Raw genomic sequence first — 15,770 nt, 5'->3', positions numbered from 1 at the left:
GCACGATTGCCTACCATCGCACGGCGAACGTATTCGGCTTGCGCGCAACCGACGTCAGCCGGACGCCTGCACGACAGCAACTGTCCTCAGGCGATCAGCACGCGCGGCTCGAAGCGACCATTGACCGGAATGTCGAGCATAAACGTCATGCCGGCTTGCGGGTCGAGCAGGCGCTGCTTCTCGCTCTTGCCCGACCAGGCGGAGGTGACCGCGATCCGGTCGGCATTCCTGCCGAGGAAAGCCGGACAGGACGGCTGCGTCGTCGGCATCGCCACCGAACGGACAAGCTTGCCGTCGGGTCCATAGGCTTCGACGACGCTGCCGCCCCAGCAAGCGTTCCACAATATCCCGTCGCGGTCGAGCACCGAACCATCGATATAGCCCTTGGCCGAACGGTGATCGACGAAGACCTTCGGTTCGCCAACCGGGAGGCCGGTCGCCGGATCGCAGCCGACGCGCATCAACAGGCCGGTGCTGGTATCGGTGTAGTAGGCGATCGACCCATCCTCGGAAAAGCAGATAGAATTGGGCACCGTGATATCCGCATAGAGCCGGCGCAGCTCGCCCTTGAAGAACCAGTAGATCGAACCGGCGGCCTTCTCCTCGCCCTTGCCCATTGTGCCGACCCAGAGGGCGCCGCAAGGATGAACGCGCGAATCGTTCGAGCGGGTGACCGTATTATCGGCCTCGATCGGGGTGTGCAGCGTCAGCTTGCCGGTCGCGACGTCGCGGACATGCAGGCCGGTCTCGGTGGCGATCAGCTGACGCTGGTCGTCGATGACGGCAATGGCACTGGCCATCTGGCGGAGCTCGTGGATCTTGACCGCACCGCCGGACAAACGCTTTTCCAGGAGCTGGCCGTTGACGATGTCGAACCAGTAGAGCGTGTCGGTCGCAGGGTCATAGCTTGGTCCCTCGCCCAATTGGCAGACATGGTCGGAAAAAACCGAAACGATTGTCTCGCTCATCATGCCACTCCAAACGCCGCGTCCCAGGCCTGAACTGCGGCTTTCGCCCGTGCTGCCACTTCGTCGACGCTCATGCCCGGCTTGAACAGGCTGGAGCCAAGACCGAAGACGCTGACGCCGGCTGCCTTATAGCCGGCAAAATCCTTGTCTGAAACGCCGCCGACGGCGCCGACCAGCACATTGGCCGGCAGCACCGCGCGCATCGCCGAAATGCCTGCCGCGCCAAGCACGCTCGCCGGGAAGAATTTCAGTGCCGAAGCACCGAGCCGGATGGCCTGGAATGCCTCGGTCGGCGTGAACACGCCGGGCATTGTCACCATACCGTACTGCATGGCACGGCCCATGACCTCGGCATCGATATTGGGGCTGACCAGCAGCCGCCCGCCGGCCTTGTGCAGACCGTCGACATCGGCGGCGGTGAGCACCGTGCCGGCGCCGACCAGAGCTGTTGGAGGAAGCGCTTCGACAATGCTGGCTAGGGAGGCAAAGGGCTCGGGCGAGTTGAGCGGCACCTCGATCGCTTCGATGCCGGCGCCGAAGATCGCCTGGCCGATCGCCACCGCCTCGCTTGGCTTCAGGCCGCGCAGGATCGCGACCAGACCCCGCTCGAGCTTTGGAAAAGGTGCGGTTTCGGTCATGCGGCAACTCCATTTTTGGCGATCATGCCATTCTCGCGCGCGGCTTCGGCAAGGCCGGCACGCACCGCCTCGTCGGCGTCGACGGCCCTGAAAGCGAGCCCGGCAAGGCCGAGCGCCTCGGCATAGAGCGTGCCGAGTGCGCCCGACGCGATCAGCACGACGGGCACAGCGCTTGCTTCATAACGGCGATTTGCCGAAGCGATCTCGCCGCCGATCAGCAGGCCGGACAGGCAGGCGGCGGCATCTTCGGGCTTCAGGTCCTGCAACAGGCTAGCAGCGCGGATCGAGAACAAACTTGAAACGACGTCACCGCCTTCGGCCAACGCCTTCAGGCACCAGTCCCGAAAAAACGGACTTTCGGCGGCAACCGGCTGCGGCGGCTCGCCCAGCGAATGGCGCAGGATCGAGTGCGCGGCCAGCACCGAAAACAGCTCGCCGGTCGGCCAGGTGCCGAACCCGGCAACAGAGCCGTCCTCGACCAGCACCCATTTCGAATGGGTGCCGGGCATGCAGACGAGGTGACGTCCCTTTGCCGGCAAACCGGCTCCGGCAAGCTGCGTTTCCTCACCGCGCATGACGTCAGGTGCATCGGCGAGGCGCTGGGCAAGGCCGGGCACAATGCGGATATCGCGGCGCTGGCCGGGAATGCGGGCAGCTTCGGCCAGGATAGCGCCGATTGGCGTGGGAACGCTGACATAGGGCGCCTCCAGCCAGCCCTGGCGCGAGCCGGCCATGCCGCAAATGATGACCGGCAGGTTTTCGGGTGCGCCCATGGCGGCCAGATGCCCTTCGAGAATGGACGAAAACCCTTTAGCCTGAGCGGTGATCAGTCCGTCATCGCCGCGCCGCTCGGCGAGAACGTCGCCGGTGCCGTCGAGCAGCCATACCCTCATGCGGGTGGTGCCCCAGTCGACGGCTGCGACGGAAGCTGCCTTGCTCGGTGAGATCACAGGAACCCCCCGTCGACGATCAGCATCTGCGCGGTCAGCATGCGTGAAGCATCCGACGCCAGGAACAGCACGGTGCCGACAATGTCTTCCGGCTGCATCACACGCTTGATGCACTGCTTGGCGACGTGAGCGGCGAGCGCCTGTTCGGTGACCCAGAGCTTTCTCTGCCGCTCGGTGATTACCCAGCCGGGCGCGATCGCGTTGACGCGAATGCCGTCGGCACCGAGCTTGCCGGCGAGACCCTTGGTAAGGCCGACGATGCCGGCCTTGGCGGCGGTATAGGCCGGCATATCGGGATGGTTGATGAGAAACGAGGTCGAGGTGAAATTGATTATCGAGCCGCCACCGGCCCGCTTCATGCCCGGCGCCACCGCCTGTGCGCTGAAGAAATGCGGGCGCAGGTTGATGGCATGGTTGTTGTCCCAGAACTCGACCGTGACGTCTTCGACGGCATGACGGTCATCCTGAGCGGCATTGTTGACCAGCACGGTCACGTCGCCATGCGCCTCGGCGGCTTTGGCGATTGATACCCGCAATGCCTCGATGTCGCGTATGTCGGTCTTGAGATAGAACGGCCGCCGGCCGAGTTCCTTGTCCAACCGATCGGCCAGCGCCAGGCTCGGACGGTCGGCGATATCGATAAAGGCGACCTTTGCCCCCTGGCGGACAAAACCTTCGGTCAAGGCAGCACCAATGCCGGAGCCGCCGCCGGTGATCAGCACCGAAGCGCCTTCGAGGTCGGCAAAGCGTGCCGATGGCATCATGAAATTCTCTCCCGGTCCAATGATCTCGGTCGGCCGGCGCGCATCCTATCCAGCCGTGTCGGGCGGGCAAGGGCGAAAGAGTGGATTGGCGCGACTTATGTCCGACAAAAGGCCGCACGCGCCGCCGATCGATCAGCCGCCCACCCGGACGCGGTACAATTCGACGGCGGCTCCGCTGGTCCCGGCAACCGGCGCAAGCCATTCCGGCACGCTGCCGCGCATCAGCCCGGCAAGAAAGCCTGCCGGCGCCTTGGCTGCGAGGAGCTTGCTTTCGGCGCTGCCGGGGCACAGCGCGACGAGGCCGACGTTATGATCCGCGACGACCGTCCTGGCATCGGCATCGGACCCAAGGAAGGCATCGAGCGCCAGCAGGTTGCCGGCGACATTGCGATGATAAGGCCCGGCGAAGACGCGATGTCCGGAATAGGCCAGGATAGGCGATCCGAGATTGGAAATTGCCAGCACGGTGGTGCCGGGCAGGCGGCCGAGTGCCGCAAAGGAGGCCTTGCGCTGGCAAGCGACGTCGGTGCCGTCGCCATTATCCGCCGTGGTGTTGCTGTGGTCGAAGGCTACCGAGGTCGCCGCGGCAGCCCCAGTCCAGACCGCATTCACCGAAACCAGCCAGACGGCAGCCATGCGCAGCGCCACACCGCGCGACGCGCTGGCCTCGGCCCGTTGACGCCATTTGGCAATCCAGGCGGCAAGCGGAATGACGGCGAAGGCGATCGAGAATGTCGAACCGCGTACCTGCCAGGCGCTGACGATGAAGGCCACGACAAGCAGCGCGCCGACAAGGCTGTCCTGCCGCCGCCAGCCACCGCGGCCAAGGCGAAGCGCCATCAGCACGAGCGCAATGAGCGGCGTGGCATAGCGCGCCACCACCCCGGCCGAATCTTCAGCGAGCAGCTTGAACAGCGACTGCGCCTCGTCGATGTGATCAAGCCATAGCTCCTTGAGGCGCGGATCGAGATTGGCATAGGGCGCTGCCAGGCATTGTGGGAACAACAAGACGACGACAGCGCCCAATAGCATGGCGAGCAGGCCAAGTGAGGCGATGCGCCGTTGGCGCGTGCGGCCGGCCGGCTCGATCGACGCTGTCGCCGCAAGGCCGGTTCCGGCAATCGCTGCGACGACGAACTGCACGGTTGAGAATGCGTCGCATTGCGCCTGGTCCCAGGCGGATGGCGCAATGGTGGCGACAAAGACGAGAGCGGAAACGCCGGCAAAGCCGAGGCCGAAATCCTTGGCGATCAGCCTCTCGCCATTGGCGTCGAGGGCAAACAGCATGGCGACATAGGCGCCGATGGTGGCAACGTAGGGCGCGGTTTCCATACCGATGGCCAGCATCAGCCCGGCGCATAGGCCGGAGAGCAATGCCGCCGCCTTGCGCAATGGCGCTTCAAGCAACAAGCTCAGGCTGGCCATGCTCAGCATCAGCTGGATATTGTGGTGATCGAGCGCGCCAGGCGAAAAAATGCCGAGGAAATGCAGTGCGGCAGCGCCGACGATGACAGCCGGCAGCACAGCGCCGCACCCGGCAAAGCTGCGCGCGGCGCGAGCCGTGAAAAATACGGTCAGGCAGAAGAGCAGCGCCGGCCACAGCACTTGCGCGACATTCTCGGCAAGCGCCGCGCTGCCGGTCAGGGCCGATACGGCGATGATGATGGCGGCGATCGGCGCATCGACCAGGCGCGACCAGTGCATGACGAAGCCGCCTTGCAGGCCCATCCTGTACTGGTGGAGATCGAACCAGCTTTGGCCGGCGAGCATGTCGCGAACTTCGACGAGGCGCAGCAGATTGTCGTTGTCGCCGCCGGCATTGGTCAGTGCCGGGAAGCCGGCAAAGGCATTGACGGCAGTTGCCAGCACCGTGGCAAGCAGCGCCAGCGCGATATCGGACCTCCAAATGAAGGCGCCATCGTCGGCTGTGCTCATATCAGGACCTTTGGAGGAATACGGGGCGGCTTAAACCTAGCCTTAACAGCTTCAATAAATAGTAAAGCCGCCCGAGCGAGGCCAGCGTTTGAGCGGTCAGGGCCTCACGGGGCATCCGGAGACGAAAATGCCACAAGACGTGCGCCATGAGCCGAGCATCGCCGTGCTGCTGCCCTGCTACAATGAGGAGCTGACGATCGGCGAAGTGGTGCGGCGCTTTCGCGAAACGCTGCCTTCCGCCGCGATCTATGTCTACGACAACAATTCGCGCGACCTGACGGCGCTCCGAGCCCGCGCCGCCGGCGCCATCGTGGTGCGCGAGCCGCGCCAGGGCAAAGGCAATGTCGTGCGCCGCATGTTCGCCGACATCGAGGCCGACATCTACCTGATGGCCGACGGCGACGGCACCTATGCGCCGGAGGACGCGCCGCAACTGATCAACACGCTGCTGACCGAGCGCTCCGACATGGTGGTGGGCACAAGGCGCGGCGTCACCGACGATGGCGGCAGGACCGGTCATGCCTTCGGCAACCGCATCTTCAACAGCCTCTACAAGCGGCTGTTCGGCTCCGACTTCACCGATATCTTCTCCGGCTACCGCGCCTTCACTCGGCGCTTCGTCAAGAGCTTTCCTGCGGTTTCCGGCGGCTTCGAGATCGAGACGGAAATGTCGGTGCACGCCTCACAACTCAAACTGCCGGTCAGCGAGATCGGGCTCGACTATGGCCGACGGCCGGAAGGCTCCTCGTCGAAGCTATCGACCTTTCGCGACGGCGCGAAGATCCTGTGGATGTTCGCCATGCTGATGAAGGAGACGCAGCCGCTGCGTTTCTTCGGCGCTTTTTCAGTGTTCTTCCTGGCATCAAGCCTGTTTCTGATGGCGCCGGTGCTGATCGAGTTCGCCGAAACCGGGCTTGTGCCGCGCATGCCGACGTGGGTGCTGTCGGTCGGGCTGCTGCTGCTGTCGATGCTGGCGGCGGTGACCGGGGTAATCCTCGATTCGGTGTCGCGCGGCCGGGCCGAGCAGAAGCGCATCTTCTATCTGTCGATGCCTTCCGGCCGCGTCGAACGTGAACGCGCAAGCGCGCTCGCGACTTTGAAGGCCGGACCGCGCAAGACCCCGCGGGCGGCTTAGATCTCTAAATGGGACGCCTCGCCCGCTTCATTGTCGCCGGCGGCATCGGCTTGGTCGCCGACACGGCGGCGCTTTGGCTGGTGTTGGCGATAGCGCCGCTTGGCCCCTTCGCGGCTCGCATCATCTCGATCGGTTTTGCCCTGTCCGTCACCTGGCTGATCAACCGCCATCTGACCTTCTCGCCTTCCAGCCGCGGCGTCGCGCAAGAGGGCGCACGCTATGGCGGCGTCGGCATTGCCACCAGCCTCGTCAATTATCTCGTCTATTGCGCCATGCTGTTCGCGCTGCCGATGGTGCCGCCGCTCGTCGCCCTTGCGGTCGCCTCACTGGTTGCCATGGCGCTGTCCTTCCTCGGCTATTCCAGGCTGGTCTTCGACCGCTGAACGCACATCGCATTGGGGCCTGCGCCAAGCGAAGCGCAGCCTTATCATGACCTTGGCCGATTGGCAGAGGCCGCCGATTTCCTTATATCGCTCTCGTCGATGCATCGGCCCGAAAAATCGGAATCTATTTTCGGAAAGCACGATGCATAGATTCAAGAATGTTGGAGCGTATGTGCGTCCAGGTGGACGCACGTCGCTCCAAGTGCGCCGGAGAGCACCCATGCCCCTGAAAGTCGCCGTCCAGATGGACCACATCTCCACCGTGTCGATTGCCGGCGACACGTCGTTTGCGCTGTCGCTGGAAGCGCAGCGGCGCGGGCACCAGCTGTTCCACTACACGCCCAACCGGCTGTCGCTGCGCGATGGCAAGGTGTTTGCCCGTATCGAGGCGATGCAGGTCCGCGACGAGAAGGGCAACCATTATTCGCTGGGCGAAGAAGTCCGCACCGATCTTTCGGAGATGGACGTCATCCTTTTGCGGCAGGATCCACCCTTCGACATGAACTACATCACCACCACGCATATCCTCGAGCGCATCCATCCGAAGACGCTGGTGGTCAACGACCCGGCCTGGGTGCGCAACAGCCCGGAAAAAATCTTCGTCACCGAATTTCCCGACCTGATGCCGGATACGCTGATCACCAAGGATCCGTTCGAGGTCGCCGCCTTCCGCAAGGAGTTCGGCGATATCATCGTCAAGCCGCTCTACGGCAATGGCGGCGCCGGCATTTTCCACCTGCATGAGGCCGACCGCAACCTCGCCTCGCTGCTCGAAATGTTCGGCCAGATGTTCCGCGAACCCTACATCGTGCAGCGCTACCTCAAGGAGGTGCGGGCTGGCGACAAGCGCATCATCCTGATCGACGGCGAGCCTGTCGGCGCCATCAACCGCGTGCCGGCCGAGCACGATTCGCGCTCCAACATGCATGTCGGCGGCCGCGCCGAAAAGACCGAGCTGACGGAACGCGAACGCGAGATCTGCGCCCGCATCGGCCCCTCGCTGAAGGAGCGCGGCTTCATCCTCGTCGGCATCGACGTCATCGGCGACTACATGACCGAGATCAACGTGACCTCACCGACCGGCATACGCGAAGTGCAGCGCTTCGGCGGCGCCGACATCGCCAGCCTGTTCTGGAATGCGGTGGAGGAGAAGCGGAGCTAGCCTCGCTTCGCGAGCGGCCGCGTTGCAAACCATCGCAGCCGTTGCGTTCAGCCGTTCCCCAAATGTTCTTGCCTTCGCCGGAAATCTGTGGTTGTCTCCGGTGACGCCGTTCGCGGCATGATCGCAAAGGCTTGGGGCAAAAGCCTGCATCCGGGGTGAAGACATGGTGGCGCGGGTTCGCACGGTTGCTTTCCAAGGCATCGAGGCCGTGCCGGTCGACGTGCAGGTGATGATCGCGCCGGGCAAGGTCAACATGCACATCGTCGGGCTGGCCGACAAGGCTGTAGCCGAAAGCCGCGAGCGGGTGCAGGCAGCACTTCATGCATCCGGCCTGTCGATGCCGTCGAAGAAGGTCACCGTCAATCTGGCACCCGCCGACCTGCCGAAGGAAGGCAGCCACTACGATTTGCCGATCGCGCTCGGGCTGATGGCGGCGCTCGGCGCCATTCCGGGCGACATGCTGGCCGGCTATGTCGTGCTTGGTGAATTATCGCTCGACGGCACCATTGCCGCGGTGGCCGGCGCGCTGCCGGCGGCGATAGGCGCCAATGCCGAAGGCAAGGGCCTGATCTGCCCGTTCGCCTGCGGGCCGGAAGCGGCCTGGGCCGGCAAGGATTTCGACATATTGGCGCCGCGCAGCCTGATTGCCATCGCCAATCATTTTCGCGGCACGCAAGTTCTGTCACGGCCGGAAGCCGGCATCCATGCCGCGGCGCGCGACCTGCCCGACCTTGCCGACATCAAGGGCCAGGAGACCGCCAAGCGGGCGCTGGAGGTGGCGGCCGCCGGCGGCCACAATCTTTTGATGGTCGGGCCGCCGGGGTCGGGAAAGTCGATGCTGGCGCAGCGGCTGCCGTCGATCCTGCCGCCGCTGGCGCCCAGGGAATTGCTCGAAGTCTCGATGATCGCCTCGGTGGCCGGCGAGCTCGGGGAAGGAAAGCTCACCGACCGGCGGCCGTTCCGCGCGCCACATCATTCGGCTTCGATGGCGGCGATGGTCGGTGGCGGGTTGCGCGTGCGGCCGGGCGAGGCCTCGCTCGCCCATCACGGCGTGCTGTTCCTCGACGAGTTTCCCGAATTCTCGCCGCAGGCGCTCGATGCGCTGCGCCAGCCGCTGGAGACCGGCGACTGCATGATCGCGCGCGCCAATCATCGCGTCACCTATCCGGCGCGCATCCAGCTGGTCGCGGCGATGAACCCGTGCCGCTGCGGCATGGCCGGCGAGCCGGGCTATCGCTGCCTGCGCGGCGACCGCTGCCGCACCGACTACCAGGCGCGCATTTCCGGCCCGCTGCTCGATCGCATCGATCTCAGGATCGAGGTGCCGGCGGTCTCGGCCAGCGATCTGATCCGGCCGGACCGGGCGGAGAAGAGCGCAGCTGTGGCACTACGCGTCGCCCGCGCCCGTACGATCCAGCGTGAGCGTTTCGAACGGCTCGGCGCGACCTCCGCCACCACCAACGCGCATTGCTCGCCGTCGGTCATCGAGGAGATCGCCATGCCGGATGCCGCCGGCCTGTCGCTGCTGAGGGATGCCAGCGAAAAGCTCGGCTTTTCCGCACGAGCCTACCACCGCGTCTTGAAGGTGGCGCGGACACTGGCCGATCTTGAGGCCAGCGAGACGGTCGGCCGCATCCATCTGGCCGAGGCGATTTCCTACCGCATGAGTTCGGAGCGGATGGCACAAGCGGCGTGAGGGACGCTCCCCTCCCCCTTGAGGGGAGGGTGGCCGCGAAGCGGCCGGGTGGGGTCAGTGGTGGGACCCTCGGCCTTGCTGTATTTCGAAACCGATCCGCGTGCGGAGCGTTGCCGTGCTCTTCCCGAGGCGCATCGTCAGAATGGGCGTCAGCGCACTGCACCCAGGACCCCTCCCGGCCCTTCGGGCCACCCTCCCCTTGAGGGGAGGGGGACGCTGGCGACTATCGCTCCTGCCCTTTCGCCTTCAATTCCAACCTCCGCGCGTGCAGCACTGGCTCGGTGTAGCCGTTGGGCTGGACGCGGCCTTTGAAGACGAGATCGCAGGCGGCGAGGAAGGCGATGGACTTGTCGAATTCCGGTGCCATCGGCCGGTAGAGCGGATCGCCTTCATTCTGGCGGTCGACGATAGCCGCCATGCGCTTCATCGTCTCCATGACCTGCTCGGGCGTGCAGACGCGGTGATGCAGCCAGTTGGCGATGTGCTGAGAGGAGATGCGCAGCGTGGCGCGGTCCTCCATCAGGCCGACGTCGTTTATATCTGGTACTTTCGAACAGCCGACGCCCTGGTCGATCCAGCGCACGACATAGCCCAGAATCCCCTGCGCGTTGTTGTCGAGCTCCTTCTGGATGTCTTCCTGAGACCAGTTCGGCAGCCTTGCCACCGGTACCGACAGGATGTCGTCGAGCCTGGCCTTGGGCCGGCTCTTCAGAGCCTGCTGCACGGCGTGGACGTCGACCTTGTGGTAGTGCGTGGCATGCAGGGTTGCTGCCGTCGGCGACGGCACCCAGGCGGTGTTGGCGCCGGCCTTGGGGTGCGCGATTTTCTCGGCCAGCATTGCCGCCATCAGGTCGGGCATCGCCCACATGCCCTTGCCGATCTGGGCGCGGCCGGCCAGCCCGCATTCGAGGCCGGTATCGACGTTCCAGGCTTCGTAGGCGGCAATCCAGGCGGCCTGTTTCATGTCGCCCTTGCGGATCATCGGGCCGGCTTCCATCGAGGTGTGGATCTCGTCGCCGGTGCGGTCGAGAAAGCCGGTGTTGATGAAGACGACGCGATCTTTCGCGGCGCGGATCGCCTCCTTGAGGTTGACGGTGGTGCGCCGCTCTTCGTCCATGATGCCCATCTTGATGGTGTTTTTCGCCATGCCGAGCAGCGCTTCGACGCGGTCGAAAATCTCGACCGCGAAGGCAACTTCGTCGGGCCCGTGCATCTTGGGCTTTACGATATACATTGAGCCGGCGCGAGAATTGGCGCGCCGCCCCTTCGGGCCGATGTCGTGCAGCGCGATCAGCACCGTCAGCGCCGCATCCATGATGCCTTCCGGCACCTCGTTGCCTTCGCGGTCTAATATCGCCGGATTGGTCATGAGGTGGCCGACATTCCTGACCAGCATCAGCGAGCGGCCGGACAAGGTCAGCGTGCCGCCATCCGGCGCGGTATAGGTGCGGTCGGGGTTGAGCCTGCGGACAAAGCTCTTGCCGGCCTTGGTGATCTCTTCCGCCAAGTCGCCCTTCATCAGGCCGAGCCAGTTGCGGTAGACCAGCACCTTGTCCTGCGCATCCACCGCGGCGACCGAATCCTCGCAGTCCTGGATGGTGGTCAGCGCCGATTCCAGCACGACATCGGCAATGCCGGCCGGATCGGTGCGGCCGATCTGGTTGTTGTGGTCGACAACGATTTCGATGTGCAGGCCGCTCTTGACCAGCAGGACGGCTTCGGGATTGGCGGCATCGCCGCGATAGCCGGCAAACTGCTTGAGGTCGGCAAGCGTGGTGGCGCCGGCACCCTCGCCGAGCCGCAACATGCCGTTGGCGACCGAAAGCCCGTTGACGCCGGCCCATTTGCCTGTGGTGAGCGGCGCCGCCTCGTCGAAGAAGCTTTTCACCCAGGCGACGACCTTGGCACCGCGCGCCGGATTGAATTTGTTGCCTCGCTCGGCGCCGTCCGTCTCCGGAATGGCATCGGTGCCGTAGAGCGCATCGTACAGCGAACCCCAGCGCGCATTGGCGGCGTTCAGCGCATAACGCGCGTTCATCACCGGCACCACCAGCTGCGGCCCGGCGACCGAAGCGATTTCAGGGTCGACATTTTCGGTGGTCACGCTGAACGCCGGCCCCTCGGGCAGGAGATAGCCGATCTCGCGGAGGAACGTCTTGTAGGCCTCCATGTCGACGGGCGCGCCATTGTCGCGGTACCAGCGGTCGAGCTTGTCCTGCATGGCGTCGCGCTTTTCGAGCAGCGCCCGATTTTTTGGCGAGAGATCATGGACGATGGCCGAAAAACCGTTCCAGAATGCCTCCGCCTCGATGCCGGTGCCCGGCAGCGCCTCGTTCACGACGAAATCATGAAGCTCGCGGGCAATCCGCAATCCGGCGATCTCGACGCGATCGGTCATCAGGGCTTCTCCAGACGAAGGCTAGGCCGGGCCTTTGACATGTCAGGGTGGCAGGGTCAATTCGGCTTAGGTGAAGGTAGGGCGTTTTCGCTGCCGATCTCCCCCCTCGAGGGGGAGATGGGCGCGAAGCGGCCAGAGGGGGTCGGTTCGACCGGGCTCGGCCTCCTGCGGCACAAGGAAGTCGCGCTTCATGCGAGGCGACCCCCTCTGTCGCCTTCGGCGACATCTCCCCCTCGAGGGGGGAGATTACGCGCTCACACCGCAATCCTTGGCCGTCCCGACGCGATCGCCACGACATGCGCCTCGATGAACATGCGCTGGCCCTCGACGGTCGAGACGCGGAACTCGCTTGCGATTTCGATCTCGGCGCTGTCGGTGCCGGCGTCCTTCGCGCGTCCAGCGGCAATCGCCCGCACATCTTTCTCCGCCGCCGCGATTGCCGCCGCCTCGTCGTTGAAGTCCCGCACGCTTTCGCCTGAGGCGACACGGAACAGCCCTTCCTTGGGCTGGCTGACCCGCGCCTCGGCCGAGACCCGGACCTGGCCGACGACGGCGCCGAGCGCATTCGCGACATCGGTATCCTCCGGCACCACGCATCGATTGCCGACCAGCTCAGCCAGCCCGGCATAGTGCAGCGGCGCCGAGGCGCCGAGGCCGATCACCGGACGGTCGAGCGCGACGCTGAGGCGGGCGATGCCTGGATGGGCGTCGACGGCACGCTGGACCAGCGCATGGGCGACGGTCGCCGCGCCATCCAGCCCATCCTCGGCGAAGGCGGTCTCGAGGATGACTTCGGCCGACAGGCGGGTCAGCGCGGTCAGCACCCGTTCCGAGATCGCCTCCGGCGAGGCGGCGATGAACTGGCCGCGGCCGTCGCGCCTGCGCGCGAACAGCTCGGCGCCGAGACGCGCCGCGGCCGCATCCCAATTGGCCTGCCTGCCCAGCACATGCGCGGCATCCGACGGCGTGAAGCCGGCGACATGCACCAGCCCGCGCGACACCAGCCGGTTCAAGGTGGCGTTCTGGGCATTCGAGGTCAGCAATCTGTCGAGAGCCTGCGGCACGGCACCGATCAGTTCGTAAAGCTTGGCTTCGGCACCGGTCAGTCCGGCCGCCAGCCGCTCCGGCACGCCGGTTCGAACCGCCAGGCGTCCGTCCATGCGACCAGGATTGGGAGCCCGCAGCTGGCGTTCCAGCTCTGATGCAACCGCCTCGCCATGTATCATGCCGGCCAGCGCCAGCGGCACCAGGCGGCGCGGCCCGAGCAGGATTTTCGGGTTGAGCACGCCGTCCTCCAGCGCCACTTCGGAATCGCCGCCCAGGCCAAAGGTGCGCATGGCGACCGCTTCGACCATGGTGCGGAAGCCGCCGACGGTGGCGCCTTCCGGATCGAGCCGCGGCCGACCCTTGTCGAGCACGGCGACGTCGGTGGTGGTGCCGCCGATGTCGGAGACCACGGCATCGTCGAGGCCGGTCATGTGGCGGGCGCCGACGAGGCTGGCGGCCGGGCCGGACAGGATCGTCTCGATCGGCCGCTGGCGGGCAAAGGCGGCCGAGACCAAAGCGCCGTCGCCGCGCACCACCATCAGCGGGGCGGCGATGTTGCGCGCGGCCAAAAAGCCTTCGGTTGCCGCGACCAGCCGGTCGATCATCGAGATCAGTCTGGCGTTGAGCAAGGTCGTCAGCGCCCGGCGCGGCCCGCCGAGCTTGGCCGACAGTTCGTGGCTGGCGGTGACCGGCAGGCCGGTTACGTCGCGGATCAGGTTCCGCGCGCTTAGCTCGTGCGCCGGATTGCGGGTGGCGAAATAGGCGCAGACTGCAAAGCCGGACACCGACTTTTCCCATTCCGGCAAAGCTGCCTCCAGCCCGGACAGATCGAGCTTTGCCGCATTGCCGTGGACATCGTGGCCGCCGGGGCAGAACACCACGGGATCGGTGCCAAGTGCGGCCTTCAGCCCGTCGCGGGCAAGGTCGCCCTCGGCAAAGCCGATCATCACCAGCGCGACCCGGCCGCCCTGGCCCTCGACCAGCGCGTTGGTGGCAAGCGTCGTCGACATCGACACCAGTTTTATCGCAGTCGGGTCGGTGCCGGCTTTTTGCAGCACCGCATCGACCGCGCCCGATATGCCGACGGCGAGATCGTGGCGCGTCGTCAGCGCCTTGGCCTTGGCCAGAACTTTGCCGCTTGGGCCACCGGCCTCCGACCACAGCACCGCGTCGGTGTAGGTGCCGCCGGTGTCGATGCCGAGGAACAGGGGTGAGGGTTTGGGCCTGGCGGTCATATTTGCGTCCGGAGAATTCGTCTCCGCCCCTTAGCGGATACCGGCCGATCGATAAAGCCGTGATGGCTGGGCCACGGGCGATGATCGTGGTGACGGCCAATCTCCCCCCTCGTGGGGGAGATGTCCGGCAGGACAGAGGGGCGCTGTCCCGCCGACCTTGCCACGATCTAAGGCACCTCGGCGAGCCCCGCCGCAATCACGATATGCTGGCAGACATTGTCGATGTCGCGGATGATGTCATCGTTCCAGAAACGCAGGACGGTCCAGCCGTCCTGTTCCAGGCGCACTGTCCTTGCTTCGTCTCTGGCAACAGCATCGGCTTCGGTATGCTAGGAGCCGTCGACTTCCACGATCAGCTTCTGCTCCGGGCAGGCGAAATCGACAATGTAACCGGCGACCGGAAGTTGTCGCCGAAAGCCAAGCCCCATCAGCCGGTGCGCGCGAAGCTCGTTCCAGAGCTTCAATTCAGCAGAGGTCATGACCTTACGCATCGATCGGGCATTTGCGCGGTGTTTTGGAGGCAATGGCGTATGAGGCATTGTACTGCTGAAATTGGCGCTCTATGGCGCCCCCCTCTGTCCTGCCGGACATCTCCCCCACTTGGGGGGAGATTGGCAGCTTGGCCGGACAGCCCTCCTACCCCACAAACCCCACGCGCTTGTGCGATCCATCGCAGAACGGCTTGTTGGCGGAATGGCCGCAACGGCAGAGGAAGGCGCGCTGGGTGCGGTCGACCGTGTGGCCGGTGCCGGTGACGATTTCGACATTGCCTTCGAGCTTGAGCGGGCCGTTGGTCGTCGGTGTGACGGTCAGCGGGCCATTGCGCGCCTCCAGCGCCGGCGTATCCTTCAGCGGCGGCTCGCCCGTGGCGGTGAAGCCTGCCTTGGCGTGGCTGCCGTCGCAGAACGGCTTGTTTTCCGAGGCGCCGCAGCGGCACAGCGTGGCGCGGAAGAACGTCTCGCCGCCAAGCACGATCTCGGCGTGCACCGCCAGCGGGCCGTTCTCCCTGATGCGCACGGTGTTGACCACCGGCGGCTGCTCCTGCGGCCCGCCATCCTTGCGGATATAGGTGATGGCGCCGGACGGGCAGGCTTCGGCGAGCGCCACGATCTTCTCGACGCTGGCCGCCTCGGGGTGGATCCACTGGCCGGGCGCATTGGGCACGAAGACATGGGGATCGCCCAGCACGCAATTGCGCGAATGGATGCAGCGGCGCCCGGAAAAGCCGATATCGATTTTTTCGCCTTCGACCGTGCCTGCCATGGGTGCATCTCCTTGCTGAAGGCGTCACGCTATGGCGGCGGCCGGGACGGCGTCAAGCTGCCTGAGAGGCTGGGCGCCTGATCTCCCCCCTGTTTGGACCGGGGACATCGGGAACAGGTGTGCGAGGACATCGCGAACAGTTTGGCGCGCTTTGCGCTGGGGGGTTCGGGATGCCATTCGAGGACACGAGCGCGAT

At 65.4% G+C, this 15,770-nt stretch carries 12 protein-coding genes and 1 pseudogene; 4 read left to right on the top strand and 9 right to left on the bottom strand.

The features are described 5' to 3' along the window. Nucleotides 1-86: 86 nt before the first annotated feature. The 5 genes from NKH42_RS00065 to NKH42_RS00045 form a co-directional block, all read right to left on the bottom strand. Entirely contained in the window at nucleotides 87-968 is an 882-nt protein-coding gene (locus NKH42_RS00065; protein WP_352686199.1) for an SMP-30/gluconolactonase/LRE family protein, read from the bottom strand. Beyond that, nucleotides 968-1,606, bottom strand: coding sequence for a 2-dehydro-3-deoxy-6-phosphogalactonate aldolase (locus tag NKH42_RS00060; RefSeq protein ID WP_352507083.1), 639 nt, complete (start codon nucleotides 1,604-1,606; stop codon nucleotides 968-970). The genes NKH42_RS00065 and NKH42_RS00060 overlap by 1 nt, the downstream gene beginning before the upstream one ends. Next, nucleotides 1,603-2,553 carry a 2-dehydro-3-deoxygalactonokinase gene (locus tag NKH42_RS00055; protein ID WP_352507090.1) on the bottom strand — a complete coding sequence of 317 codons (951 nt, stop codon included), beginning with the start codon at nucleotides 2,551-2,553 and terminating at the stop codon, nucleotides 1,603-1,605. Before NKH42_RS00055 ends, NKH42_RS00060 begins: the two co-directional genes overlap by 4 nt. Beyond that, nucleotides 2,553-3,320, bottom strand: coding sequence for an SDR family NAD(P)-dependent oxidoreductase (locus NKH42_RS00050; RefSeq protein WP_254815718.1), 768 nt, complete (start codon nucleotides 3,318-3,320; stop codon nucleotides 2,553-2,555). Before NKH42_RS00050 ends, NKH42_RS00055 begins: the two co-directional genes overlap by 1 nt. Nucleotides 3,321-3,452: 132 nt before the next feature. After that, a complete protein-coding gene (locus NKH42_RS00045) occupies nucleotides 3,453-5,255 on the bottom strand; it encodes a GtrA family protein (protein ID WP_352751799.1) in 1,803 nt (600 codons plus the stop codon). A 127-nt stretch (nucleotides 5,256-5,382) separates the two neighbouring features. Here NKH42_RS00045 and NKH42_RS00040 point away from each other — a divergent pair, with 127 nt between their 5' ends. From NKH42_RS00040 to NKH42_RS00025, 4 genes are all read left to right on the top strand, one after another. After that, a complete protein-coding gene (locus NKH42_RS00040; protein WP_352507085.1) occupies nucleotides 5,383-6,390 on the top strand; it encodes a glycosyltransferase in 1,008 nt (335 codons plus the stop codon). Nucleotides 6,391-6,398: 8 nt separating this feature from the next. Then, nucleotides 6,399-6,773 (top strand): GtrA family protein, encoded by a 375-nt coding sequence (locus tag NKH42_RS00035; protein ID WP_352751801.1) that lies wholly within the window; start codon nucleotides 6,399-6,401, stop codon nucleotides 6,771-6,773. A gap of 220 nt (nucleotides 6,774-6,993) precedes the next feature. After that, nucleotides 6,994-7,935, top strand: a complete 942-nt coding sequence (gshB, locus tag NKH42_RS00030) for a glutathione synthase (RefSeq protein WP_352751803.1) — start codon at nucleotides 6,994-6,996, stop codon at nucleotides 7,933-7,935. Nucleotides 7,936-8,098: 163 nt separating this feature from the next. Continuing rightward, nucleotides 8,099-9,631: a YifB family Mg chelatase-like AAA ATPase gene (locus NKH42_RS00025; protein WP_352686193.1), complete on the top strand. Its 1,533-nt coding sequence runs from the start codon at nucleotides 8,099-8,101 to the stop codon at nucleotides 9,629-9,631. Between the two features lie 223 nt (nucleotides 9,632-9,854). On the opposite strand, the gene NKH42_RS00020 is transcribed toward NKH42_RS00025, so the two are convergent. The 4 genes and pseudogenes from NKH42_RS00020 to NKH42_RS00005 form a co-directional block, all read right to left on the bottom strand. Continuing rightward, nucleotides 9,855-12,029, bottom strand: coding sequence for a malate synthase G (locus NKH42_RS00020; RefSeq protein ID WP_352691908.1), 2,175 nt, complete (start codon nucleotides 12,027-12,029; stop codon nucleotides 9,855-9,857). 254 nt (nucleotides 12,030-12,283) lie between these two features. Beyond that, the gene (locus NKH42_RS00015) at nucleotides 12,284-14,311 is read right to left on the bottom strand and encodes a hydantoinase/oxoprolinase N-terminal domain-containing protein (RefSeq protein WP_352691906.1); all 2,028 of its coding nucleotides are present in this window, start codon (nucleotides 14,309-14,311) and stop codon (nucleotides 12,284-12,286) included. 167 nt (nucleotides 14,312-14,478) lie between these two features. Continuing rightward, nucleotides 14,479-14,850, bottom strand: a pseudogene (locus NKH42_RS00010) (endonuclease domain-containing protein). A gap of 97 nt (nucleotides 14,851-14,947) precedes the next feature. Continuing rightward, a complete protein-coding gene (locus NKH42_RS00005; protein WP_352737831.1) occupies nucleotides 14,948-15,574 on the bottom strand; it encodes a CDGSH iron-sulfur domain-containing protein in 627 nt (208 codons plus the stop codon). Nucleotides 15,575-15,770 lie beyond the last annotated feature (196 nt).

The sequence above is a fragment of the Mesorhizobium sp. M1142 genome (genome assembly GCF_040318565.1).
In the GTDB taxonomy this organism is placed as follows: Bacteria; Pseudomonadota; Alphaproteobacteria; order Rhizobiales; family Rhizobiaceae; genus Mesorhizobium.
The sequence above is the reverse complement of the archived record's forward strand: the minus strand, read 5'-3'. Positions and strand labels throughout refer to the sequence as shown.

Coding starts and splice junctions, on each gene's coding strand:
- NKH42_RS00065 (WP_352686199.1), bottom strand. CDS start 968: ATGAGCGAGACAATCGTTTCGGTTTTTTCCGACCATGTCTGCCAATTG.
- NKH42_RS00060 (WP_352507083.1), bottom strand. CDS start 1,606: ATGACCGAAACCGCACCTTTTCCAAAGCTCGAGCGGGGTCTGGTCGCG.
- NKH42_RS00050 (WP_254815718.1), bottom strand. CDS start 3,320: ATGATGCCATCGGCACGCTTTGCCGACCTCGAAGGCGCTTCGGTGCTG.
- NKH42_RS00045 (WP_352751799.1), bottom strand. CDS start 5,255: ATGAGCACAGCCGACGATGGCGCCTTCATTTGGAGGTCCGATATCGCG.
- NKH42_RS00040 (WP_352507085.1), top strand. CDS start 5,383: ATGCCACAAGACGTGCGCCATGAGCCGAGCATCGCCGTGCTGCTGCCC.
- NKH42_RS00035 (WP_352751801.1), top strand. CDS start 6,399: ATGGGACGCCTCGCCCGCTTCATTGTCGCCGGCGGCATCGGCTTGGTC.
- gshB (WP_352751803.1), top strand. CDS start 6,994: ATGCCCCTGAAAGTCGCCGTCCAGATGGACCACATCTCCACCGTGTCG.
- NKH42_RS00025 (WP_352686193.1), top strand. CDS start 8,099: ATGGTGGCGCGGGTTCGCACGGTTGCTTTCCAAGGCATCGAGGCCGTG.
- NKH42_RS00020 (WP_352691908.1), bottom strand. CDS start 12,029: ATGACCGATCGCGTCGAGATCGCCGGATTGCGGATTGCCCGCGAGCTT.
- NKH42_RS00015 (WP_352691906.1), bottom strand. CDS start 14,311: ATGACCGCCAGGCCCAAACCCTCACCCCTGTTCCTCGGCATCGACACC.
- NKH42_RS00005 (WP_352737831.1), bottom strand. CDS start 15,574: ATGGCAGGCACGGTCGAAGGCGAAAAAATCGATATCGGCTTTTCCGGG.